Here is a 21,442-nt window from a genome sequence, read left to right on the forward strand (position 1 = left end):
TACAGGCCTTGGTGGGCACTCGGGAAGGTCCGCCGGCGGATCCGAGCAGCAAAGGTGTTTCCGGTGGCCCAAAGCGAGTCGGCCGCGCCTCTGAGCGGGCCAGAGGCTGCGATGCTGGACGTCCTCTTCAGCCAGTCCCCCGTGGGACTGCACCTGCTGGACACCGAGCTGCGCGTCCTGCGCGTCAACACGGCGACGGCCGCGATGCGGGACGTGCAGGTCGAGGAGGTTGTCGGGCACCGTTTCGACGAGGTCTACGGGATCATCGAAACCGGCGACGCCATGAACATCGTCCGTGGAGTGCTGGACAGCGGTGCGGCCGCGGTGGGGCACCTCGTACGGACCCGCCTCCGGGCCGATCCCGGCAAGGAGCACTTCCACGAGATGTCCGTCTTCCGCCTCGAAGCGCCTTCCGGGAAGGTGCTCGGCCTCGCGGTGGCCGTGGTCGAGGTCACCGAGCGGGAGAGGGGGCGCGCCCGCACGGAAGTGCTGCGCATCGCCCGCGAGCAGGTGGGGCGGACGCTCGACGCGATCACCACCTGCCAGGAGCTCGTGGACGTCCTGGTGCCCGAGGTGGCCGACATCGCGGTCGTCGAAGTGGTGGATGCCCTGCTGCGGGGCGACGAACCCCCGCTGGCTCCGCTTCCGCCCGGCGTTCCCCTGCGCCGCGTCGCGTTCCGCAGCGGCGAGGGAACCGACGTGACGCTCGCGCATCCCGTGGGCGACGTACGCGCTCTGCCCGCCCCCACGCCCTACAGCCAGACCGTTGCCGACCTGCGGCCCCGCGCGGTCGCCCTGGACGGCGAGCAGCCGTGGCTCGCCTCGGACCCGGACCGCGCGGAGGCCATCCGCTCATCGGGGGCCCATTCCCTCGTCACGGCTCCGCTGGCCGTACGGGACACCGTGCTGGGACTGATCAGCCTGTACCGCACGCAACAGCCCGATCCGTACGACGAACACGATGTCGACCTCGTACTCCAGCTGGCCGACCACACGGCCCTGTGCATCGACAACGCCCGCCGCTACACCCGGGAGCACACGATCGCCGCGACCGTCCAGCGGCAGCTGCTCCCCCGCGGCCCGGCCTCGCACACCGGGCTGGAGACGGCGTACCTGCTGCTGCCCTCCGACGGCGGGGTGCAGTGGTACGACACCATCCCGCTGTCCGGAGCGCGTACCGCACTCGCCGTGGGGGGTGTCATCGGCAAGGGGCTCCACGCCACCACCATCATGGGGCAGCTGCGCACGGTCGTCCGTTCCCTGGCCGCGTTCGACCTGGATCCCGACGAGCTCCTCGCGAGGCTGAACGACACCGCGTCCTACCTGGCGGCCGAGCGCGCGGCCCTGCCGGCCGCCGACCCTCTGCACCGCGAAGCCCTCACCGCCCGCTGCGCCTACGCGGTCTACGACCCGCTGACCGGGACCTGCACCGTCGCGGGAGCCGGCTCCCCGCGTCTCGTCGTCGTCCGTGCGGACGGGGAGACCGACGTCCTCGACGTGCCGTCCGGGTCCCTGCTGGGGAGCGCCGACACGGCACCGTTCGCCGCCGCGACCTTCGAGATCCCGGACGGCAGCCTCCTGCTGCTCTCCGACGCCCCGATCCCGGCCCTGGAACGATCGGGCGGCTCCGATGCACTCCGGCGGGTGCTCGCACAAGCCGGCCGCGCCCCGGAGGACCTGCGGGACGAACTCCTGTACACCTTCGCAGCCGAGGCCGAACCCGAGGCGGGCCCCACGGCACTCCTCCTGGCCCGCACGCACGCCTTCCCTGCCGAACGGGTGGCCGTCTGGGAACTCCCGGACACCCCCACGGCCGCCGCCACCGCCAGACATCTCGTCCGCAGCCGGCTCACCACCTGGGGCGTCTCGGAGGAGGCGGCCTTCGACACCGAAGTCATCGTCAGCGAACTGGTCACCAACGGCGTCCGCTACGGAAGCCCTCCGCTGGAGCTGCGCCTGATCAACGACCGCGTGCTGACCTGCGAAGTCAGCGACCGCAGCCTGTCCAATCCCCGCCTGCGCCACGCGAGCGTCGTCGACGAGGGCGGGCGTGGGCTGTTCATCATCGCCCAGCTCGCCCAGGCCTGGGGCACCCGGTACACCGCAGGCGGCAAGACCATCTGGACCGAGCAGACCCATCGGTCCTGGGACGAGCCGTGACGGGCCCGCTCAGGTTCCGCACCTTGCGAACGCGCCGCGGACCGGGAGCCGGTGGGGGCGGGCCCCGGCGCATGCTCGGCGTGCCGCGCACCGCTCGCGGAGCTAGCCTGAAATTCAGGACATTCGCGGCGCCGCGCGTCGGAAGCCGGGCCGGCCGGGACTGAGCGTCGGCCTCGGTACATCATGGCGAGCCGATGGGGCCGCAGCCCGCGGCCCCGGCGTCGTACTCGCCCCGTCTTCCGCCGCCGCACGGCCCGTGGGCACGGTGCGCTCAGCCGCGATTCCCGTCCGCTCCGCCAATGCCTCCCGGCAAGGAGGGAACGCATGAATCGGCATGCTCGTTACGCACTTCTCACCCCGCTCCTGGCCTCCTCCATCGCCCTGCCCCCGACGATGGCCGCCCAGGCCTCGCCGGTCGATCGCGCGCCCGCCGCCCTCAGCGCGGCCCCGCAGGCGGCGAGTTGCAAGCTGGTGGTGGCCCCCAACACGAATCCCGCCGAGTTCGACCTCGTGCTCGACGGGTTCAGAGGGGGTGCGCTGGTGAAGGTCACAGGACCGGAGAACTTCAACCGCACCGTCGACCAGCAGGGCTCCTTCACCGAAGAGGACGTCAAGAAGGGCACGTACACCGTCAAGGTCAGCCAGAAGAAGCACAACCAGCTGACGGTCAACTGCACGAAGCCGCCCAGGGTCCCCGCCACCGCGAAGGCCCACATCACGGACGTGGACATCACGGGTGCGTCGACCGCCACTGCGGCCGTCGACTGCAGCAAGCCCCAGGACGTCAAGTTCGAGGGCAAGCTGACCGGAACGGGAACCGGCCAAGTCCCCGTTCTGTGGAGCAGCTCCCAGGGCAAGCGATCCACCCCGGTGGTCAACTTCACCGCCCCGACCACGGCGGTTCCTGTGTTCGTCACCAAGTCGGCGGCGCGGGCGAAGGCCACGGATCCGGCGCCCCGGGTGACGGCTTTCCTTGAGGACACCACCACGAGCTCGGGAGCGAACGACTCGTTGACGTTCACCCTCACCTGCACCTGAGCACAACGCCGTGCGGCTGTGTACCCTGAGCAGGCTTTCGAACCTGTTCAAGCGCTGACCGAAAATGGGGGGCCGGTGCGCAATCGCCGACTTGTAATGTCCGCTGCCGTCGTGGCAGCCAGTGTGGGTCTCGTACCGGGGGTGGCCCAGGCCGGGCCGGTCACGCCGGGCGCCGCCGGTGCGCACGGGGTGACCGCGCCCGGCGTCGACCTGAACAAGGTCGCGGCGTCGAACTTCACCACCTTCAAGAGCCCTGCCGAGCGGACGGTCCAGAGCTCGTCCGGCGCCAAGGGCAAGGCCGGCGGGGGCAAGGCCGACGCCTCCGCGCAGACCGAAGGCACCGCGGCCACGCAGCCGACGGCCGGCCTGACCGCCAAGGGCCTCAGCGCGCGCGGGATCAGCCTGGACGTCGCCGTCACCAGCGACCCGGGCACCGCGCTCTCGGTCAACGTCGCCTGGGGGGACGGCACCAGCGTGACCTTCGGTGCCAACGGGCCGACCAACTCGACCGAGACGCACACGTACGCGGAGATCGGCGCGTACACCATCAAGGTGACCCTGTCGGACGGTTCGGGCGAGCGGGCCGTCAACGAGCTGGCCATCGCCACGCCCGGCTCCGACTTCACCCCGTACACGCCCACCCGCCTCCTGGACACCCGGGACGGCACGGGCGCGCCCCAGGGCAAGGTCGCCCCGTACGGCACCACCCGGGTCAAGATCTCCGGCAACGGCGGGATCCCCGCGGGCGTCACGGCCGTGGTGCTCAACGTCACGGCGACCAACACCACCAGCGGCGGCCACATCACGGCCTTCCCCGAGGGCAGCGAGCGTCCGACCACGTCGAACGTCAACTTCTCGGCCGGGCAGACCGTTCCGAACCTGGTGATCGTGCCGGTCAACAAGAACGGCTACGTCGACCTGTACAACGGCGGCTGGGAGTCGGTCGACCTGATCGCCGACATCACCGGCTACTTCACCCGAACCTCCTCCAGCGGCTACACCCCGCTGGCTCCCTCGCGCTTCCTCGATACCCGCGAGGGCCAGGGCCAGGTCGCCGGCCAGGGCACCATCGGTGTCCAGATCACCGGCAAGGGCAGCATCCCGTACGGCGCCACGGCCGTGGCCCTGAACGTGACCGTCACCAACCCGCGCGAGGACGGCCACCTGACGGTCTTCCCGAGCGGCGGTTCGGTCCCGATCACGTCGAACCTCAACTTCCGCGGCGGCCAGACCGTCGCCAACTCGGTCATCGTGCCGGTCGGCCCCGACGGCTCGGTCAACATCCGCAACGGCGCCTGGAAGGGCACCGACGTCATCGTCGACGTGGTCGGCTACTACAGCAAGGACAGCCAGGGCGCCTACCTGCCCTTCCTGCCGGAGCGGCTGCTCGACACCCGCGACCCCGCGGACTGGAAGTGGGGCCCGCTGGGGGGCCAGGGCTACATCTACATGCCCTTGTCCAGCACGCGCCCGACCAACACGGCCTACGTACTGAACACCACGGCCACCAACACCCGGGGCGACGGGTACCTCACCGTGTCGCCGGACCCGAACTCGCTGAGCGACTACGACAACGACCGCGCGATCTGGCCGACCCCGCCCAACTCGTCCAACCTGAACTGGAAGAAGGGCGACACCGTCCCCAACCTGGTCCAGGCGGGCATGGGCTACAACGGCATCGTCGACTACTGGAACCGCGGCTGGGACGACATCGACCTGGTCGTCGACATCTTCGGCGTCTACCAGACGAACTGACCGACCGGCAGGCGTGAACGCGCCCCGGGAAGGCCCTTGACGGGTGCCTTCCCGGGGCGCTCGCGCGTGGTCCGGCAACAAGAGGATGACCATGATCTGCCCGACATGCTCACGCCATCCTTATTTAGGTTAGCCTCACCTTCATGATGCATGCTGACCTTGCTGCGGCCGTGGGCTACACCACGCCTCCCCTCTGGCGGATCCTCACCAAAACCGGCTATTTCGTCGGTCTGAGCGGGGCCATCGGATCCACCGTCACCTACGCGGTATCGGTCCGCCCCGGCCTGCGCGCGCCGGAGAGCGAGGCCGACGACGTCGCCGCCCTTCAGCGGCGGACCTCGGCTTACCTGGCGTGGGCCGGTGTGGTGCTGCTGGTGGCGGGCTACTTCCAGCTCGCCGGGAGGGTGGCCCGGGCCGGCAAGGGCATGCCCTTCGGGGACGCGCTCGCGCCGGGTCGGATCGCGGACTTCCTGAGCGCACCCGCGGCCAAGGGTGCCTGGGTGGCCCAAGGCACGATTTACGTGGCGCAGAACGTCGTACTCGTCCTCACGGCCGCCGTGCTGATCTCGCTGTTCAGCGCAGCCGGCCGCCGCAACCTCAACGCCCTCGCACTCACCGCTCTGCCGCTGTCCCTGGCGGTCACGCTCGTCGGGGCGATCCCGGCCACCGCTCCGAAGAACGCGGAGAAGGTGCTCGACCTCGTCTTCGGCCAGGCCCACATCGTCAGCGGCACGGTGTGGGTCGGCGGCCTGGCGCTGCTCGGCGCCCTCGCCGGCGTCCGCCGCCGGCTGAGCGAGAACGCCGGCCTGCTGTGGGCGGACGTCTGGAGACGGTTCGGTCTCGTGGCCCTGGTCAGCGTCGCGGCGGTGCTGATATCCGGCCTGTGGATGTCCTGGAAGCACGTGGGCAGCCCGGAGCAGCTGTGGACGACGACGTACGGCCTGTTCCTCCTCGTCAAGATCCTGCTGGTGCTCGCGATGGTCGCGGCCGGCGCCCTCAACCAGCTCTGGCTCATGCCGCGCATCGTCCGCGCCCGTGAGAGGGACCAGACGGCCTCCCTCATGCACCTGACGCTGCACCACTTCCCGAAGGTCGTCTGGGCCGAGGTCGCTCTCGGGGCTGCCGTCCTGGGCGTCGTCCCCTTCCTCGCCGGCTCCGCCCGCTCCGAGGCCGGCAGCCCGGCACCCGTCGCGACCGGCAGCATCTTCGCGGTCGGCGCCCTGCTCGTCCTCACCCTCGCCGCTTCCCTGTACATCACGGCGAAGGCCTCCGACGCCCTCGCGCGGCGCCGGATAGCGGCCGGCTCCTGACCCGACCACGGTCGAGCGACGGTTCGCAGCCGTCCGGCCCGGACCCTGCCACGGGGACCGGGCCGTTCCCTCGCCCCGGTGGCGACCCGGCGGCCGGTCCACACGTCGTACGCGCCCGGGGCGAGTCCGCGGATCCACCGCGCCGGGATCGTGAAGCGCGGCCCGTGCGGCGAGGTGGCGGGTGATGGCAAGGGCGGCGAGCAGCGCCACGAGCGCGCACACGCCCGACCACCCGGCCCGCCCACCTCGGCGCCGCCGGCTGCCCCCGGACAGATCCCGCGCCTCGCGCGGCGCCGCCGGGTGCGTGACGATGCGTACATGGCCCAGGACAGCGCCGGAGGCAGGGCGGCGGCAGAGGTTCCGAACGCGGAGCTCAAACACAACGCGATCGGCTTCCTCGACGCGCTCGTCATCGGTCTGAACTCCACCTCCCCCGCCTACTCGCTGGCCGCCGTCATCGGGCCGATCGTGGCGCTGGCCGGGATCTACGCGCCGGGCGTGATGCTGGCGTCGTTCGTTCCGATGCTGCTGATCGCCGCCGCCTTCTATTACCTCAACCACGTCGATCAGGACTGCGGGACGACGTTCTCCTGGGTGACGCGGGCCATGGGCCCCTGGGCGGGCTGGCTCGGCGGCTGGGCGATCACGATGACCGGCGTCCTGGTCATCGGCTCGCTCGCCGACGTCGCCGTGCACTTCGGCCTGCTCGCCGCAGGCCTCGACGGCTGGGCCGCCGATCCGGTGATCCGCCAGACCCTCGCCGTCGTGGTGATCCTCGCCATGACCGCCGTCTGCGTCATCGGAACCGAGCTGTCGGCCCACCTCCAGGACATCCTCATCCTCGCCCAGGTCTTCTTCCTCCTGGCCTTCGCGGTGGTCGCCCTCTACCGGATCTACGCCGGGACCGGCACCCTCGACTCCATCGAACCGTCCATCACCTGGCTCAACCCCTTCGGCGCGGGCGGCGCCGCCCTCACCGGCGGCCTGCTGCTCGGCGTGTTCATCTACTGGGGCTGGGAGTCCGCGGTGAACCTCACCGAGGAGGTCCAGGACTCCGCGACCGCGCCCGGCAAGGCCGGCATCTGGTCCACCGTGATCCTGCTGGTGACCTACGTGTCCGTGGGCTTCGCCGTCGTCGGCTACGCCGGAACCGCCTTTCTCGCCGCGAACGCGGGCGAGGAGGAGGCCATCTTCGCCGTCCTCGCGCACGAGGTGATGGGCGGCTGGGACTGGGTGGTGCTCCTGGCCGTCTGCACGTCCGCGCTCGCCTCGACCCAGACCACGATCATCCCGGCCTCCCGCACCGCCCTGTCCATGGCCCGCCGGCACGCGCTGCCGCCGCCGCTCGCACACATCCAACCGCGGTTCCGGACCCCGGACGTCAGCACGTGGTGGGTGGCCGGCATCGCGATCGCCTGGTACCTCTCCGTCAACCAGATCAGCGAGAACGCCCTCCTCGACTCGCTGACGGCGCTCTCCCTGCTCATCGCCTTCTACTACGCGCTGACCGGTGTGGCCTGCGCCGTCTACTACCGGCGCCACCTCCTGGAGAACGTGCACAACTTCCTGTTCATCGGCTTCGGACCGCTGGTAGGGGCGGGCCTGCTGACCTGGCTGCTGGTGGAGTCGATCCATGACATGTCGAATCCCGGGAACTCGGCCAGCGGGATCTCCTGGTTCGGTCTCGGTCCGCCGCTGGTGATCGGGATCGGAATCACCCTGGCCGGCGTGCTGATCATGTTCTTCTGGCGGGTACGGGACGGCAGGTTCTGGCAGGAGCGGCGCGGCGTGGTCGATCCGGCACTCGTCCACCGCCGGAAGCCGTAGCCGTCCGACCGGCCGGAAGGAGTCCCTGATGTGTCCCTCATCCGTGGGACGTGAGGCCCTCCAGACCGTCCGCGACCAGAAGCGGAGTGAACTCGACCACGGAGTGCGTGGCGACGCCGTGGACGACATACGGATCGGTGGCGAGGAGACGGTCGAGTTCGTCGACAGGCATCCGAGGAGCGAGGTACACCCCGCCGACGAGGGGCACCCGGCGCCCGGCCACCAGGAGCAAGCCGCGCGAGATCAGGTCGCTCAGCCAGTTGCCGTGGGCCGGTCTCCACGGATCCACTTCGTCGAGCGGGGCCGTGTAGGTGACGGTGACGATGAACATGCCCGGACCGTAGTGGAACACCGAAGGCCGCTGCGACCCCATTTCAGGATGGTGCTCGGCCGAGGCGTCACGGGCCCGCCCGTCGCAGCTACATGCCGTTCGGCTGGAGCACGGAGAGGATGTTCCCGGCCGGGTCCTTGAACCATGCGATCGCAGGGCCGGGCGCCTCCCGGGCGATCCCCTTCGCGTCCTGGTCGAATCCCTCGTACCGCTCGAACGACACGCCGCGCGAGAGCAGTTCGTCGACGGCCTGGTCGATGTCGTCCACGGGGAAGTTCAAGACGGTGAAGGTCGCGGGCGCGTGGTTCTCCTTCGGGTACAGCAGCACGTCGGTGTCCCCTGCGAGGTGCAGGGTCAGCAGACCGTTCTCCTCGGACACCCTCAGGCCGAGCGTGTCCCCGTAGAAACCCTTGGCGCCCTCGATGTCGTCCACCGAGAAACCGCTGAATCCCTTGCTGTGTCCCAGCATGGTGGCTGTCCTCCGTTCGCCGCAGCTCGTCCGGCATCGGCCCCCTGGCTCCAGTGTCTCCCCGATCTCCCCCGGTCGCCCGGCGGGCCGGGCGGCCTGATGGCCTGGGTGGCCGTGCCGGAACTGACCGCGACCCCGTCCGTGCAGACGTACACCCCTCTCGGCAGCCACCGGGTCCGCTACTCCTCCGGCAGCTTCCGCAGTGACGTCGAGTTCGACGGCGCCGGACTCGTCCTCGACCACCCCGGGCTCGCGACCCGTTTGCGCGACGCCGACAGCTGACGGCACGGCACGCGGTCCGCCGCCGCCGGGCTCGGCAGACCCGGCGGCGGCGGACCGTTGTCACGCGAGGGTTATCTTGTCGCCCTCCACCGTGATCTTCGCCGCCGACAGCGGGCGCGTGGCAGGGCCTCCGGCCACGGTGCCGTCCGAGATCTTGAAGAGGCTCTGGTGGCAGGGGCAGACGATGTTTCCCTCCGTCACCGTCGCGACCGAGCAGCCCTGATGCGTACAGGTCGCCGAGAAGGCCTTGAACTGCCCCGCCATCGGCTGGGTGACCACCACCTTCTGGTCCTTGAACACCTTGCCGCCGCCGACCGGGATGTCCGACGTCTGCGCGAGCGCCTGCCCGCCACCGCCACCGCCACCGCCACCGGCGGCGGCGGCACCCGCCGGCGGTGCGGCCTGCTTGCCGTCGGCCGCCGCCTCGTAACCGCCGTCGCCGTCGCTGCCGCAGCCGCTCAGGACGGTGCCTGCCAGCGTGGCGGCGCCCGCCGCGAGAACCGTGCGCCGACGCGTGGTGTCGCCCATGGCCGTATCTCCTTCTCGTACCGGAAGCGGACTGGAGCATCCCTTGCCACTCCAGCCTCAGCAGGAACACGCAAGGAGGCGCCGAACGGTTCAACCGGTTCTTCACCGAATACGGCCGAACCGCAGCGCGGGTTCACGCGTGTGCAGGGTGTGACTACGACAACCCCCGGCCTGCGCACCCGAGCGGCCGAGTACGCGCTCCTGCCGCTGCGCCTCTTCCTCGGCATCACCTTCGTCTACGCCGGTCTGGACAAGCTCACGGACACGGCGTTCCTGTCCGCCACCGGTGACGGCTCGATCGGGCAGCAGATGGAAGCCGTACGGGACTCGGCCGCCCTTCCGGGGCTGATCGAGTTTTCCTCCCGGAATCCCGTGGCCTTCGGCATGGCGATGGCCCTCGGCGAACTGGCCGTCGGACTGGGCGCCCTGGCCGGGCTGCTGACCCGGGTCGCGGCCCTCGGCGGCGCCCTGATCTCTCTGAGCCTTTGGCTGACCATCAGCTGGCCGACCACCCCGTACTACTACGGCAACGACCTGGTGTACCTGGTGGCCTGGACCCCTCTCATCCTCGCGGGCGCCCCCGCCCTCTCCCTCGACGCGCTCCTGCACCGGCGGCGCCGCGGGTCCGTGTCGGCACACAGGAGACCGGGCCGGAACCCGGCCCCCGCGGTCCCGTCCTGAACCGCCGGCGGCGGGCAGCCGCGCCGCCGCCTCAGCGGGATCGCCCCGGGACCGGTCCGGACGACCGTTCCCGGGGCGCCCGCGGCTCGGCGTCGAGCAGGGCCCATACCCGGCGTCCGTCGGGTGCGAGGTCGCTGCCGCAGCCGACGACGGTGCGCAGGGCGGCGAGTTCGGTGAGCACGGCGTCGTCGTCGGGGCCGGCATCGACACCGGGACCGGCGACATGGCTGAGGGCGACCGCGAGGATGCGGCGGTCCTGGTCGGCGAGGTGGACGCTGACCCGCTTACCGCCGTCGGCCACCGCCGCCTCGACGAGGCGTCGTACGGCGCTCTCCAGATCCGGCTCGTCGAGGTGTGCGTACCCCCAGGCCCGGACCGTGGCCGCCGCCTGGGCTCCGGCCTTCTTCGCGGCCCATCGGTCCGCACGGAACGTCAGGCCCGCGGTCTGCCGGTTGCGGATCTCCATCCGCGGCCGCAGCCGGTCCATGGTCTGCCGACCCGGCGGCGTGGGCGCCGCGGGCGGGCAGGACGGCGGCACCTCGGGCCCGCCCGCTTCAGCCGGTGTCGTAGTCATGTGAACACGCTACGCGCACGGGCGGACGCTCCGAAAGGCCATCAGGCCGCCGGTGCTCGTCGTCCGCCATGCGCCGACGCCGATGGGGCGGGCACTGCTCCGCGTGCACACCCCCGCCCCCGGCGAGGGAGCGGCCGCTGCACGGGACACGCCCGAGCGCGTCCCGCCCGACTCCTCAGCCCAGTGTCACGGCGACCAGCGCCGCGGTGACGGTGATCGCCGCACAGGTCACCAGTAACGGCCGCCCCGTGGTCAGCGCCCACCCGATGCCGTTCCATCCGGCGGTGCCGCGCGCCGGATCCTCCCGTAAGGCCGGGCTGCCGGCGCCCCCCGTCGCGCGCACGGCGGCGGCCTCGCGAAGGAGCGCGCAGTGGCCGCAATTCCCCCCTCCGTGGAGGGACGAGTCGGAGTCGATCCAGTACGCGCCGTTGAGCTCTGCGAAAGAAACATCCGGGTACACGACTGGACGCGTCGAAGCTTCCATGGCCGCCAAACGGATCGCCCGCCGTGGAAGCAACGGCGATCCGTGCATCCGAGACCGGATCGTCACCACTTCCGCGCCGGCACCGGACCGACCGGCGCGGCAGCGGCGGAGGGGACAGCGGCCCTGCTAGGACATCTGCGACGGGAACTCGCCCGAGCCCGCCTCTTCGATCCGACCCGCTGCGAGGAGTCACGACATGGCACAGGTGCGCGCCGACGGTGTGAAGCTCTACTACGAGAAGACCGGTACGGGCGATCCCCTCGTGCTCGTGCACGGGTCCTGGACCGACCACAGGATCTGGCGGCCCGCGATCGAGGCCGGCCTGAAGGCGAGCTTCGAGGCGGTGGCGTACGACCGCCGGGGGCACGGCGCCAGCGACACGGTGCCCGGCCAGGGCACCCGGACGCAGGACGAGGAGGACCTGGCGGCCCTGATCGAGGGGCTGGGGGACGCCCCGGCGCACGTGGCCGCCAACTCCTTCGGGGCGTCGATCACGCTCGGGCTGGCCGCGCGCCGGCCCGAACTGTTCCGGAGCATCACCGTCCATGAGCCCCCGCTCGTCGGGGTCGTGGCGGACGACCACGACGTGCTCGCACAGCTGCAGCCGACGATGACCTCCATCGACGCCGTACTGGACCACCTGCGCAAGAGCGAGGACGGCCCGGGCGCCCGGCTGTTCGTGGAGGAGGTCGCGATGGGACCCGGCATGTGGGACAAGCTGCCGAGCGAGCTGCAGGAGACGTTCGTGGCCCATGCCCAGACCTGGCTGGACGAGCAGTCGGACCCCGAGTGGGCCTCCCTGGACCTCGACGGGCTCGCCACCTGCACCGTGCCGGTACTGCTCAGCCGTGGGACGGAGAGCCCTGCCTGGTTCTCGACCGTCCTCGACCGGCTGGCCGAGGCCGTGCCGCAGGCGCGGCGCCACACCTTCGAAGGCGCCGGGCACCTCCCCCATGTGACGCACCCCCGGGAGTACGCCGCGGCTCTGACCCGCTTCGTCCAGGAAGCCTGACGCCGGCTCAGGACACGTTCAGCCGAACGCCCGAGATGCGGCCTTCCGCATCGAAGTCGATTTCGGCCGGGCGTCCGTCCGGGAGGTCGGCGGTGATGCGGTCTCCGTCCTCGCGCACGGGCACGCCGTGGTGGTCGAAGTACCCCGTGACGACACGGTGGGCCGAGCGGCCGATCAGGCCGGCGCCGGTGATGAGGGTCCGCGGCAGCGCCACGGGGTCGAGGGCGGCGCGGGGCACCTGCGGATCGTCGGCCAGGAAGTAGACCTGGGTTCCGGGGCCCGCGGGCATGCCCATGTATCCCGGGGCTTCGGCCACGCCCATCCCGGCGAAGGCGAGCGTCTCCGCCGCACGCCGGGGATCGGCGAAGCCGGACAGGTCGAGGACCTCCTCGGTGAACTCGACGATCCCGTGCGTCCTGCCATACCGCTCGATCGCGCCGGTGAGGGCCACCACCTCGGTACCGCGCAGACCCGGGTTGGCCCAACCCCACATCCAGGACTGCTCGTCCGTGTCGTAGGTCCCGAGCACGGCGACCCGCAGCTCCAGCCCGCCCTGGCGGTACAGGCAGGACGGCAGGTCCGCGGTCCAGGGCCCCTCGGGGAGGAACGCTGTCAGGGCTTCGAGCTGGGCGGCGCCCCATGCCGCATGCCGCTCGGCCTCCAGCAGGAACGCGTCACTGAATCCATTCACCATGGTCGCGACCTTACGGCCCCCGCTCCCCCGTGCGAGTCCCGGGGTGGCGGACCTCGCGCGGCGTGCGACGGCGGTCAGGAGGGCCGCAGGGGCGCCGCGCCGAAGGACACGTTGAAGCGGTTGCACCAGATGGTGACGCTCGAATAGTCGGCGAGGTTCACGTCGGCCGGGATCTCGTAGTTCTGGTCGCCCTTGTTGCCCTTGAGCTTGCCCAGACTGACGTGCTTGCCGTCGTCGAAGACGAACCAGCCGTCCTTGCCCTCCTTCACCGGCGCGTCGGTCAGCCACACGCGCAGGTCGGGTCCGTTGCTGGTGTCGAGGTTCTCGAGCCGGAGCGTGCGGGAGCCGTCGGGCAGCCTGATGAGCTTCACCGTGCCGGTGGTGCTGTGCTCGTGGCTGATCAGGGTGCCCTGCGCAACGGTCTGCGGCCCCGGGGCCGCCGCGGCCGCCGCCCGCGAGGAGCCGGGCGCCGGGGCCGCGGGGCCGGTCGGCAGTGCCTCGTTGACCGTGTCGTTCTGCCAGAGCTTCCACGGCTGGAACCAGTACAGCCCGGCGCCCAGCACCAGCGCCGCCGTGATCAGCACCCCGGTCAGCACCCGGCCGCGCCGACGCGTGCCCGTCCCCGTCCCCGTCCCCGCCATGCCAGCCCCTCTTCGTCGAATCGTTCCCCCGCATTCAACGCGGACGGACGATCCGGGCGCCAGGATCTTCGGATGACGAAAGTCTTACGTCCACGGCCGGTCGGGCCGGTCAGCCCCGTCAGGCTTCGATGTAGGCCACGACGATCACCGTGTGCAGCGCGGTCACGAAGTACAGGAGCCTGACCGCCTCGACCGGATCGGTGTACTCGCGCAGGGGTACCCGGTCCGCGGTGGAGGGCAGCGGGTCGCCGAGCTCGGGGTCGACGCTGAGGGCCACCAGGGCACGGTCCAGGGCGTGCAGGGCGGCCTCGGAGGTGATCTCCTCCAGCTGCTTGGCCGCCGAGTCGCTGAACGCGATGCGGGCGCGCCGGCGGTCGTTGCGGGTCATCCGGTCCGCCCGGCCTTCTCGTGGTGGGCGGACAGCCGGGCCAGGGCCTGCTCGCGCAGTGCCTCCCACGGTGTGCAGTCGTCCACGGACGGAAGGCCGTTGGCCGCAATGTCCTCCAGGACGGCGGCCATCCGGTCCGCCTTCGCCCGGGTCTGCGCCGCGTACGCCCGCACCGCGTCGACCGCCGCCGGTTCCAGCAACCGGCGTGATCCACCGGCCCCTTCGTCGTTCATGACTGGCTCCAGGAGGGTGTCGTCCGATGTCTCCCACGGTATCGCCGCGTGCGGTCCCGCGAGTGCGATCCGGGCGTTCCGTGCGCTGCGTGACGGACTGCCCCGTTGAAGGGGGTGTACCTGGGTACACCCTGCTCGGCAGCCAGGTGCAGTGGCTGCGGTCCCGGCTCGGGGCATCGTCGACGGCGTACCAGATCGACCCCTGACGGAGGCTGAGGACATGGGGAACGCCGATGGACAGACGATGGCGACACCGGAAGCGGAAGGAGCGCCGCCGGTCGCCAGGACGACGGGTGGCCGGGTCGGAGCGATGGCGGGGGTGTTCCTCGCCGTCGCCTTCCTGACGGCCGGGGCGCTGGGCGCCGCTCAGGCGGGGACGCCGGTCCCCGCCGAGGTCGTCCAACTGACCCAGTTCGGACCGGCCTTCGGTGTCGCGGCGGTTGCACTGCTCTGGCCGGGCCGGATCCGGGTCCTGCTCGCCGGGACCCTGCGCAGTGGGGAACGACACGCCAGTCGCGGTGTGCTGCTGCTCGCCACCGCGCCGCTGATCGTCGCCCTCTGTGCGATGTCGTACGGCGCCCTCACGGGAGACGTCCGGTTCAGCGGCCCGGGCGCGCTGGACAACCCGTTCGCCGTGATCGTGGTGGCGCAGTTCGTCGGCGCGTGCGGTGAGGAGATCGGCTGGCGCTGCCTGCTCCAGCCACTGCTCCGTACGCGCTGCGGTCCGCTCGCGTCGTCGGTGACGGTGGGTCTGCTCTGGGGTGCCTGGCACGTGCAGGTCTTCACGCAGGCTCCGCTGTACGCGGGGGCGTTCCTGCTGGCGACCGTGGCCCTGTCGGTGGTGCTGGGGTCGGCCCTGGAGCGGGTGCGGGGGTCGCGGCTGCTGCTCGCCGGAGGATTTCATATGCTGATCAACTTGGGTCTGTTGCTGTTCATGGACGAGGAATCAGGGGCTGTTCTCCCGATGGTGCTGTTTGCTCTGGCCGGTGCCGCTGCGGCCGCCGTGTGGGCCTTCGGGACCCGGCGGGCCACGGGGCCGGTGCGTTGACGCAGGACACCGTGCAGGCGGCGGGAGCGGGGCCGCGGCCCTGGGCCGCCGTCGCACGGTGCCAGCTGCTGAGCCTGCTGGCCCTCGCCGTGGCCCTCGTCGGCGGACTCGTGGTGGCCACCCTGCTGTTCCTGCCGGTCGGAGCCGGATTCCCGCTGCTGCCGCCCGCCGCGAAGGCACTGCGCGCACTGTCGGACCGTGGCCGCCGGTGGGCCACCGGATGGACCGGCATCGGCATCAGCCCGCCCGATCCGCTGACCGTGGACCGCGCCGCGAGCCACCGTACGAGGGTCGCGGGGGTCCTCGGGAACGAGGGCTTCTGGCGGGACCTCGCCTGGGCCTGGCTGGAGCCGCTGACCGGCGGGCTGCTCGTGGCCGTGCCCCTCGCGCTCGTCGAGTACGGGGCGTTCGGCGCGCTGGTGCAGCCGCTGGTGTGGCGGCGGCTGGGTGACGGCAACTGGTATGCGTTCATTCCGGTGGAGAGCACCGCGACGATGCTCGCCGCGCTGGTGCTCGGGCTCGTGTTCATCGCCGTCGGCGCGTACAGCGCGCCCGCGGTGCTCCGGCTCCACGCGCGCTGGGGCCGGCGGCTGCTGTCGGCGCCGCGCACCGCCGAACTCACGCGCCGCGTCGAGCAGCTGACCGATACGCGTACCGAGGCGCTGGACATCCAGGCGGCGGAGCTGCGCCGCATCGAACGGGACCTGCACGACGGCGCCCAGGCCCGTCTCGTCGCCCTGGGCATGGCGCTGGACCGGGCCGCCCGGCTGATCGACAGCGATCCGGCGGCCGCGCGCGCCCTGTTGGCGGACGGCAGGCAGACCTCGGCCCGGGCGCTCCAGGATCTGCGCGAGCTGGTCCGCGGCATCCACCCGCCGGTGCTGGCCGACCGCGGTCTCGGGGACGCGGTCCGGTCGCTCGCGCTCGACAGCTTCCTCGACGTCCACGTCGACGACCGGCTGCCGGGCCGCCTGCCGGCGCCGGTGGAATCCGCCGCGTACTTCGCCGTCAACGAGCTGCTGGCCAATGCGGCGAAGCACTCCGGCGCCGGGTGCGTCAGCGTGCTCCTGGAACACCGCGAGGGTGCGCTGCTGCGGATCGCGGTCGCCGACGACGGACGTGGCGGTGCGGACGAGTCGGCGGGTGGCACCGGACTGCGCGGTGTCCGGCGCCGGTTGGGTACCTTCGACGGCATCCTCGTCCTGCACAGCCCGCAGGGCGGCCCGACCACCGTGACGATGGAGATTCCATGCGCGTTGTCCTCGCCGAAGACCTCTTCCTGCTGAGGGACGGGCTGGTACGCACCCTCCAGGACCACGGTTGCGAGGTGGTGGCGGCAGTGGACAACGGCCCTGCGCTGCTACGGGCGCTGCTGGACGACGCGCCGGACGTGGCGGTGGTCGACGTACGGCTGCCGCCGACGTTCACCGACGAGGGTCTGCAGGCAGCGCTGGAAGCGCGGCGCAGACATCCGGGCCTGCCCGTCCTCGTGCTGTCCCAGTACGTCGAGCAGCTCTACGCGAACGAGCTGCTGGCAGACGGCGCCGGCGCCGTCGGCTATCTGCTGAAGGACCGGGTGACCGACACCGGCCAGTTCGTCGACGCGGTCCGCCGCGTGGCCGCCGGCGGTACGGTCATGGATCCGCAGGTCATCGCGAAGCTGCTGGCGCGCGGTGACGCCCGGGGGCTGACGGACGGGCTGACCGCGCGCGAGCACGACGTGCTGGAGCTGATGGCCGAGGGCCGGTCGAACGCGGCGATAGCCGGGGTGCTGCACATCAGCGAGAGCGCCGTGGCCAAGCACACGGCCGGCATCTTCACGAAGCTCCGTATCGGCCCGTCCCCGGACGACAACCGCCGGGTCCTGGCGGTGCTGGCCCACCTGAAACGCTGACGGTCATTAACGCTCCCCGATCCGTCCCTTAAGCCAGCCTCAAGATCTCGGACCTGGGGCCCGAACCGCACGTTTGTCCGTTTTCCGGTCGCTAGCGTGCTGCTCGAACCTCATCCCCACACAGAGGCAGGTCCTCATGGCTGGCATTTCCCATCGCCGTACGACGAGCACGAAGGTGAAGGCGGGCGCGGCGCTGGCCGTCGCGGCGGCAGTCGGGGGCACCGCCCTGGTGCTGACCGGTACCGCACAGGCGGCGTCGGTCGGCGCGACCTTCACCAAGGCGAGCAGCTGGACCACCGGCTACACCGGGCAGTACGTCATCACCAACCGCAGCGGCGGAACCCTCAAGGACTGGACCCTCGAATTCGACCTGCCCGCCGGCACGTCGCTCGCCTCCCTCTGGAACGGCGAACACACCGTCAACGGACAGCACGTGACGGTCAAGCCGCCCCGGTGGGACACGGGCGGGCTCGCGGCCGGCAGCTCGGTCACCGTCGGGTTCGTGACCAACTCGGGCGCGAGCGCGGGCAATCCGACGGGGTGCCTGATCAACAAGGAGAAGTGCTCCCCGGCCACCGGGCCGACGCCCAGCCCGAGCGGCCGGCCCACTACCGCGCCGACGGCTTCGGCTTCGCCCACCGCCAAGCCGACGGCCGCCCCGACGGCCACGGCCACTGCGACGGCGACGGCGACGGCGACGGCCACCGCGAAGCCGACCGCGACCGTGCCCCCGGGCGGCGGCACCACCACGCCGGCCGGGTTCGCGCCGTACGTGGACACCTCGCTCTACCCGGCGTTCGACCTGCTGGACACGGCCTCGAAGACGGGGGTGAAGGAGTTCAACCTCGCCTTCATCACCTCCGGCGGCGCCTGCTCCCCGCTCTGGGGCGGCGTCACGGCCCTCGACGCCGACCGGGTCGCCTCGCAGATCGCCGCGCTGCGCGCCAAGGGCGGGGACGTCCGTGTGTCGTTCGGCGGTGCGGCCGGCTCCGAGCTGGGCCTGGTGTGCACCTCCCCCGCCAGTCTCGCCGCCGCGTACGGCAAGGTGGTGGACACGTACGGGCTGACCAAGGTGGACTTCGACATCGAGGGCGCGGCCCTGCCCGACACCGCGGCGAACACCCGCCGCGCGCAGGCGATCGCGCAGCTGCAGAAGTCGCATCCGGGGCTCGACGTCTCGTTCACCCTGCCCGTGATGCCCGAGGGGCTCACCCAGCCCGGCGTGGACCTGATCGCCAATGCCAAGCAGAACGGAGTGGCGATCTCGGCCGTCAACATCATGGCGATGGACTACGGTCCGGCGTACAGCGGCGACATGGGCGGCTACGCCATCCAGGCGGCCACCGCGACGCAGGCGCAGATCAAGGGCGTCCTGGGCCTGAGCGACGCGGCGGCGTGGAAGAAGGTCGCCGTGACGCCGATGATCGGTGTCAACGACGTCTCCAGCGAGATCTTCAAGGTGGACGACGCCACCCAGCTCGTGGACTTCGCCAAGTCCAAGGGACTCGGCTGGCTCGCGATGTGGTCGGGCGCCCGTGACAAGCAGTGCCCGGGCGGTGCGAAGAACTCGGCCGACGCGACGTGCTCGTCCATAGTCCAGGAACCGCTGGCCTTCACCAAGGCCTTCGCCGCCCGCGGCTAGCTCGTTCCCCCGGGTCGGCGGACCCGAGGAGACCGGACGGGCGGCCCCGGGCAGACCCCGGGGCCGCCCGTCCGGTGCGGCTAGAGCCGGTCTCCGGGCGGGCGCCGGGGTGTGACGATCGTGAAGAGGGCGCCGTCCGGGTCGCTCATGGTGATCCGGCGGTGCGTGACCGAGGTGTGGACGGGTGTGACGGTCCGGCCGCCGAGCCGGGTGGCGGTCTCCACGGCGGTTTCCAGGTCCGGTACGTCGAAGTGGACGTGCCAGCGCGGCCGGACCTGCGGGTCCGGGGCCTCTTCGACGGCTCCGCCGCTGATCAGGGCAACGGTGTCCCGGCCGCGGCGCACGACGACGTGGCCGTGCTCGTAGGAGACGTCACAGCACCCGACGCGCTCACAGGCCCAGTCGAGGACCTCGCCGTAGAACACGGCGGCGGCGAAGGCGTCACGGGTGCGCAGTTCGAGCCATGCGGCGGCGCCGGTGGGATGCGCCGTCCAGTCCGGAATCACCTCGCCCTGCCAGAACCCGAAGACCGCGCCATCGGGGTCGGCCGCGAGGGCGGCGCGCCCGGTTCCGAAGGCCAGCGGGCCCACGGCCATCGTGGCACCGCGCTCGCGCACCCGGGCGGCCGTGGCGTCCGCGTCGTCCACGGCGAAGTACGGCGTCCACGCCACCGGGATCCCCAGACGCCGGGCCAGCGCACCGATACCGGCGACCGGAGCCCCGTCGCGCATCGCGACGGAGAACCCCTCGCCGAGGCGGGTGGGGCGGAACCCCCAGCCCAGGACGGCGCCGTAGAACTGCTGTGCGGAATCGAGATCGCGGGCCATCAGGCTGACCCAGCACGGCGCCCCGAACACCTCATGGCTTGACGTCGACACCGGCTCCGACCTCCCTCGACCTCCCCCGACCCACACTAGCCCCGGGCCGCACGCCCGGCTCCGGGGCTGGGCCACTCGTGTCGAAATACAACGTACGCCGTACGCCGTACTCGGCACGGGTGGGGCCGAGAGGCCTGTGCGTCCTGTGGTGGAGTCTTGGTCCGTGTGGCGCGTGGTGCCGCAGAGTCCGGGAAGGCTGGCACGTATGCCGGAAGTCATCGTCACCGTACGCTCCCTCTTTCGCCGCCGCCGCGAGCCTGTCGTCGTACAGGCCGTCCGGTCGACGGCGGCGGCCGTGGTGTCCTACGTCGTCGCGCTCAGGCTCAGCAGCGAGCCGGCGCCGCTGACCGCACCCCTGACGGCATTGCTCGTCGTGCAGGTGACCCTGTACACCACCCTCACCACCGGCGTCCGCCGGGTGAATTCGGTCGTCGCCGGCGTCCTCGTCGCCATCGGGTTCAGCGCCCTCGTCGGACTCACCTGGTGGAGCCTGGGCCTGGTCATCCTCACCTCGCTCGTCGTCGGCCATCTTGTCCGGGTCGACGAGTTCGTCCCCGAGGTCGCGATCAGCGCAATGCTGGTGCTCGGCGTGACGCAGGTGGCGGCCACCGCCTGGGACCGTGTACTGGAAACGCTGATCGGGGCCGTCGTGGGGCTCCTGTTCAACATCTTCCTCGCGCCGCCCGTGTGGGTGGCGCCGGCGAGCGACGCGATCGCCTCGCTCGCCGGGCGCATGCACGAGCTGCTGGTCCACCTCGGCGACGAGCTCGCGGAGCACACCCCCGTGGAGAAGGCGGCAGCCCGGCTGCACGAGGCACGACGCCTGGACAACGACATCGCGCACGTGGACGCGGCGCTGCGGCAGGCCGAGGACAGCCTGCGCCTCAATCCGAGGGTGAAGGAGGGGCTCCTGTTCCGTCTGGTGCTCCGTACGGGACTCGACACGCTGGAGATCTGCGCCGTGCTCCTGCGGGTCTGCTGCCGCACCCTGACCGACCTGGCCAGGACGCGCACGGACGGGCCCCTCCTCCCGGACCACCTCGCGCAGGCCCTGCGGGAGCTGTTCGGGCACATGGCGATCGCCGTCGAGAACTTCGCCGTGCTGATCACCGCGCAGATCTCCACGAGTGCGCAGGACGCGGAAGACCGGCTGGCGCAGGAGCTCGCGGCGGCGCGGGTCAGCCGCGAACGAGCCGCACGCCTCCTGCTGGAGGAGGCGCGCTCGCGCCCGGGGACGTGGCAGCTCTACGGGGCCCTGCTCGCGGACGCCGACCGGGTGCTGGATGAACTCGGGGTGGAGAAGCGCTCCGAACGGCTCGTGGAAGAGCTCGACCGGCACTCGCGCACGCAGCGCGCCCGCCGCCCGCAGCTCAAGCGGCTGTGGCGGGACCGTTCGACCGTGGGCGGACGGTCCCGGTAGCGCCCGGTGCGCTGCCTGTCAGCACCGGTGGACCGGCGGGTTGCGCCGCGGCCGCCGGCACACCCTGGAGCAGCCAAACCCGCCGACGCCGCGGACGCCCTCGCCCTCGCCGTCTGCCACATCTGGCGGGCCCCCGCCCAGAACCGCCTCCAG

Annotated in this window: 23 protein-coding genes and 1 pseudogene; 14 read left to right on the top strand and 10 right to left on the bottom strand. The window is 71.6% G+C overall.

The window, feature by feature from the left end:
- Positions 1-63 precede the first annotated feature (63 nt).
- From ABTY04_RS21385 to ABTY04_RS21405, 5 genes are all read left to right on the top strand, one after another.
- Entirely contained in the window at positions 64-2,160 is a 2,097-nt protein-coding gene (locus tag ABTY04_RS21385) for a SpoIIE family protein phosphatase (RefSeq protein WP_352214937.1), read from the top strand.
- 324 nt (positions 2,161-2,484) lie between these two features.
- The gene (locus ABTY04_RS21390; RefSeq protein ID WP_352214938.1) at positions 2,485-3,198 is read left to right on the top strand and encodes a hypothetical protein; all 714 of its coding nucleotides are present in this window, start codon (positions 2,485-2,487) and stop codon (positions 3,196-3,198) included.
- A 111-nt stretch (positions 3,199-3,309) separates the two neighbouring features.
- Positions 3,310-4,953, top strand: a complete 1,644-nt coding sequence (locus ABTY04_RS21395) for a PKD domain-containing protein (protein ID WP_352214939.1) — start codon at positions 3,310-3,312, stop codon at positions 4,951-4,953.
- Between the two features lie 143 nt (positions 4,954-5,096).
- On the top strand, positions 5,097-6,263 hold the full coding sequence (locus tag ABTY04_RS21400; RefSeq protein ID WP_352214940.1) for a CopD family protein: 1,167 nt from the start codon (positions 5,097-5,099) through the stop codon (positions 6,261-6,263).
- Between the two features lie 318 nt (positions 6,264-6,581).
- Entirely contained in the window at positions 6,582-8,090 is a 1,509-nt protein-coding gene (locus ABTY04_RS21405) for an APC family permease (protein ID WP_352214962.1), read from the top strand.
- 37 nt (positions 8,091-8,127) lie between these two features.
- On the opposite strand, the gene ABTY04_RS21410 is transcribed toward ABTY04_RS21405, so the two are convergent.
- Together ABTY04_RS21410 and ABTY04_RS21415 are read right to left on the bottom strand one after the other, a co-directional pair.
- The gene (locus tag ABTY04_RS21410; protein WP_352214941.1) at positions 8,128-8,421 is read right to left on the bottom strand and encodes a YciI family protein; all 294 of its coding nucleotides are present in this window, start codon (positions 8,419-8,421) and stop codon (positions 8,128-8,130) included.
- An 88-nt stretch (positions 8,422-8,509) separates the two neighbouring features.
- Complete coding sequence (locus tag ABTY04_RS21415) at positions 8,510-8,890, bottom strand: VOC family protein (protein WP_352214942.1); 381 nt, start codon at positions 8,888-8,890, stop codon at positions 8,510-8,512.
- 108 nt (positions 8,891-8,998) lie between these two features.
- Between ABTY04_RS21415 and ABTY04_RS21420 the strand changes: the two genes are divergently transcribed.
- Entirely contained in the window at positions 8,999-9,172 is a 174-nt protein-coding gene (locus tag ABTY04_RS21420; protein ID WP_352214943.1) for a putative glycolipid-binding domain-containing protein, read from the top strand.
- A gap of 60 nt (positions 9,173-9,232) precedes the next feature.
- On the opposite strand, the gene ABTY04_RS21425 is transcribed toward ABTY04_RS21420, so the two are convergent.
- A complete protein-coding gene (locus ABTY04_RS21425) occupies positions 9,233-9,700 on the bottom strand; it encodes a Rieske (2Fe-2S) protein (RefSeq protein WP_352214944.1) in 468 nt (155 codons plus the stop codon).
- 150 nt (positions 9,701-9,850) lie between these two features.
- Between ABTY04_RS21425 and ABTY04_RS21430 the strand changes: the two genes are divergently transcribed.
- Complete coding sequence (locus ABTY04_RS21430; RefSeq protein WP_352214945.1) at positions 9,851-10,381, top strand: DoxX family protein; 531 nt, start codon at positions 9,851-9,853, stop codon at positions 10,379-10,381.
- 31 nt (positions 10,382-10,412) lie between these two features.
- Here the strand turns inward: ABTY04_RS21430 and ABTY04_RS21435 are convergent, their stop codons facing one another.
- The gene (locus ABTY04_RS21435) at positions 10,413-10,955 is read right to left on the bottom strand and encodes a hypothetical protein (RefSeq protein ID WP_352214946.1); all 543 of its coding nucleotides are present in this window, start codon (positions 10,953-10,955) and stop codon (positions 10,413-10,415) included.
- Between the two features lie 175 nt (positions 10,956-11,130).
- A complete protein-coding gene (locus ABTY04_RS21440) occupies positions 11,131-11,439 on the bottom strand; it encodes a hypothetical protein (protein ID WP_352214947.1) in 309 nt (102 codons plus the stop codon).
- 196 nt (positions 11,440-11,635) lie between these two features.
- Between ABTY04_RS21440 and ABTY04_RS21445 the strand changes: the two genes are divergently transcribed.
- The gene (locus tag ABTY04_RS21445; RefSeq protein WP_352214948.1) at positions 11,636-12,451 is read left to right on the top strand and encodes an alpha/beta fold hydrolase; all 816 of its coding nucleotides are present in this window, start codon (positions 11,636-11,638) and stop codon (positions 12,449-12,451) included.
- 7 nt (positions 12,452-12,458) lie between these two features.
- Here ABTY04_RS21445 and ABTY04_RS21450 read toward each other — a convergent pair whose 3' ends face one another.
- The 4 genes from ABTY04_RS21450 to ABTY04_RS21465 form a co-directional block, all read right to left on the bottom strand.
- The gene (locus ABTY04_RS21450) at positions 12,459-13,145 is read right to left on the bottom strand and encodes a DUF6882 domain-containing protein (RefSeq protein ID WP_352214949.1); all 687 of its coding nucleotides are present in this window, start codon (positions 13,143-13,145) and stop codon (positions 12,459-12,461) included.
- A 74-nt stretch (positions 13,146-13,219) separates the two neighbouring features.
- Complete coding sequence (locus ABTY04_RS21455; RefSeq protein ID WP_352214950.1) at positions 13,220-13,786, bottom strand: DM13 domain-containing protein; 567 nt, start codon at positions 13,784-13,786, stop codon at positions 13,220-13,222.
- Positions 13,787-13,904: 118 nt separating this feature from the next.
- Positions 13,905-14,174 (bottom strand): hypothetical protein, encoded by a 270-nt coding sequence (locus ABTY04_RS21460; protein ID WP_352214951.1) that lies wholly within the window; start codon positions 14,172-14,174, stop codon positions 13,905-13,907.
- The gene (locus ABTY04_RS21465) at positions 14,171-14,407 is read right to left on the bottom strand and encodes a hypothetical protein (protein ID WP_352214952.1); all 237 of its coding nucleotides are present in this window, start codon (positions 14,405-14,407) and stop codon (positions 14,171-14,173) included. The genes ABTY04_RS21460 and ABTY04_RS21465 overlap by 4 nt, the downstream gene beginning before the upstream one ends.
- A gap of 244 nt (positions 14,408-14,651) precedes the next feature.
- Here ABTY04_RS21465 and ABTY04_RS21470 point away from each other — a divergent pair, with 244 nt between their 5' ends.
- The 4 genes from ABTY04_RS21470 to ABTY04_RS21485 all read left to right on the top strand — a co-directional run bounded on the left by ABTY04_RS21470 (position 14,652) and on the right by ABTY04_RS21485 (position 18,991).
- The gene (locus tag ABTY04_RS21470; protein ID WP_352214953.1) at positions 14,652-15,455 is read left to right on the top strand and encodes a CPBP family intramembrane glutamic endopeptidase; all 804 of its coding nucleotides are present in this window, start codon (positions 14,652-14,654) and stop codon (positions 15,453-15,455) included.
- Positions 15,452-16,741 carry a sensor histidine kinase gene (locus ABTY04_RS21475; protein WP_352214954.1) on the top strand — a complete coding sequence of 430 codons (1,290 nt, stop codon included), beginning with the start codon at positions 15,452-15,454 and terminating at the stop codon, positions 16,739-16,741. The genes ABTY04_RS21470 and ABTY04_RS21475 overlap by 4 nt, the downstream gene beginning before the upstream one ends.
- A complete protein-coding gene (locus tag ABTY04_RS21480) occupies positions 16,705-17,349 on the top strand; it encodes a response regulator transcription factor (protein ID WP_352214955.1) in 645 nt (214 codons plus the stop codon). Before ABTY04_RS21475 ends, ABTY04_RS21480 begins: the two co-directional genes overlap by 37 nt.
- Before the next feature lie 136 nt (positions 17,350-17,485).
- Positions 17,486-18,991 carry a glycoside hydrolase family 18 protein gene (locus ABTY04_RS21485; protein ID WP_352214956.1) on the top strand — a complete coding sequence of 502 codons (1,506 nt, stop codon included), beginning with the start codon at positions 17,486-17,488 and terminating at the stop codon, positions 18,989-18,991.
- A gap of 80 nt (positions 18,992-19,071) precedes the next feature.
- Here ABTY04_RS21485 and ABTY04_RS21490 read toward each other — a convergent pair whose 3' ends face one another.
- The gene (locus tag ABTY04_RS21490) at positions 19,072-19,818 is read right to left on the bottom strand and encodes a VOC family protein (RefSeq protein ID WP_352214963.1); all 747 of its coding nucleotides are present in this window, start codon (positions 19,816-19,818) and stop codon (positions 19,072-19,074) included.
- Between the two features lie 256 nt (positions 19,819-20,074).
- Between ABTY04_RS21490 and ABTY04_RS21495 the strand changes: the two genes are divergently transcribed.
- Together ABTY04_RS21495 and ABTY04_RS41190 are read left to right on the top strand one after the other, a co-directional pair.
- The gene (locus tag ABTY04_RS21495; protein WP_352214957.1) at positions 20,075-21,289 is read left to right on the top strand and encodes an FUSC family protein; all 1,215 of its coding nucleotides are present in this window, start codon (positions 20,075-20,077) and stop codon (positions 21,287-21,289) included.
- A gap of 75 nt (positions 21,290-21,364) precedes the next feature.
- Positions 21,365-21,442, top strand: a pseudogene (locus ABTY04_RS41190) (crossover junction endodeoxyribonuclease RuvC); the annotation flags it as partial.

It is taken from the genome of Streptomyces sp. NPDC097981 (assembly GCF_040302565.1).
Taxonomy (GTDB): Bacteria; Actinomycetota; Actinomycetes; order Streptomycetales; family Streptomycetaceae; genus Streptomyces.

Coding starts and splice junctions, on each gene's coding strand:
- ABTY04_RS21390 (WP_352214938.1), top strand. CDS start 2,485: ATGAATCGGCATGCTCGTTACGCACTTCTCACCCCGCTCCTGGCCTCC.
- ABTY04_RS21400 (WP_352214940.1), top strand. CDS start 5,097: ATGATGCATGCTGACCTTGCTGCGGCCGTGGGCTACACCACGCCTCCC.
- ABTY04_RS21405 (WP_352214962.1), top strand. CDS start 6,582: ATGGCCCAGGACAGCGCCGGAGGCAGGGCGGCGGCAGAGGTTCCGAAC.
- ABTY04_RS21410 (WP_352214941.1), bottom strand. CDS start 8,421: ATGTTCATCGTCACCGTCACCTACACGGCCCCGCTCGACGAAGTGGAT.
- ABTY04_RS21415 (WP_352214942.1), bottom strand. CDS start 8,890: ATGCTGGGACACAGCAAGGGATTCAGCGGTTTCTCGGTGGACGACATC.
- ABTY04_RS21425 (WP_352214944.1), bottom strand. CDS start 9,700: ATGGGCGACACCACGCGTCGGCGCACGGTTCTCGCGGCGGGCGCCGCC.
- ABTY04_RS21435 (WP_352214946.1), bottom strand. CDS start 10,955: ATGACTACGACACCGGCTGAAGCGGGCGGGCCCGAGGTGCCGCCGTCC.
- ABTY04_RS21440 (WP_352214947.1), bottom strand. CDS start 11,439: ATGGAAGCTTCGACGCGTCCAGTCGTGTACCCGGATGTTTCTTTCGCA.
- ABTY04_RS21445 (WP_352214948.1), top strand. CDS start 11,636: ATGGCACAGGTGCGCGCCGACGGTGTGAAGCTCTACTACGAGAAGACC.
- ABTY04_RS21450 (WP_352214949.1), bottom strand. CDS start 13,145: ATGGTGAATGGATTCAGTGACGCGTTCCTGCTGGAGGCCGAGCGGCAT.
- ABTY04_RS21455 (WP_352214950.1), bottom strand. CDS start 13,786: ATGGCGGGGACGGGGACGGGGACGGGCACGCGTCGGCGCGGCCGGGTG.
- ABTY04_RS21460 (WP_352214951.1), bottom strand. CDS start 14,174: ATGACCCGCAACGACCGCCGGCGCGCCCGCATCGCGTTCAGCGACTCG.
- ABTY04_RS21465 (WP_352214952.1), bottom strand. CDS start 14,407: ATGAACGACGAAGGGGCCGGTGGATCACGCCGGTTGCTGGAACCGGCG.
- ABTY04_RS21470 (WP_352214953.1), top strand. CDS start 14,652: ATGGCGACACCGGAAGCGGAAGGAGCGCCGCCGGTCGCCAGGACGACG.
- ABTY04_RS21480 (WP_352214955.1), top strand. CDS start 16,705: ATGCGCGTTGTCCTCGCCGAAGACCTCTTCCTGCTGAGGGACGGGCTG.
- ABTY04_RS21485 (WP_352214956.1), top strand. CDS start 17,486: ATGGCTGGCATTTCCCATCGCCGTACGACGAGCACGAAGGTGAAGGCG.
- ABTY04_RS21490 (WP_352214963.1), bottom strand. CDS start 19,818: ATGGCCCGCGATCTCGATTCCGCACAGCAGTTCTACGGCGCCGTCCTG.
- ABTY04_RS21495 (WP_352214957.1), top strand. CDS start 20,075: ATGCCGGAAGTCATCGTCACCGTACGCTCCCTCTTTCGCCGCCGCCGC.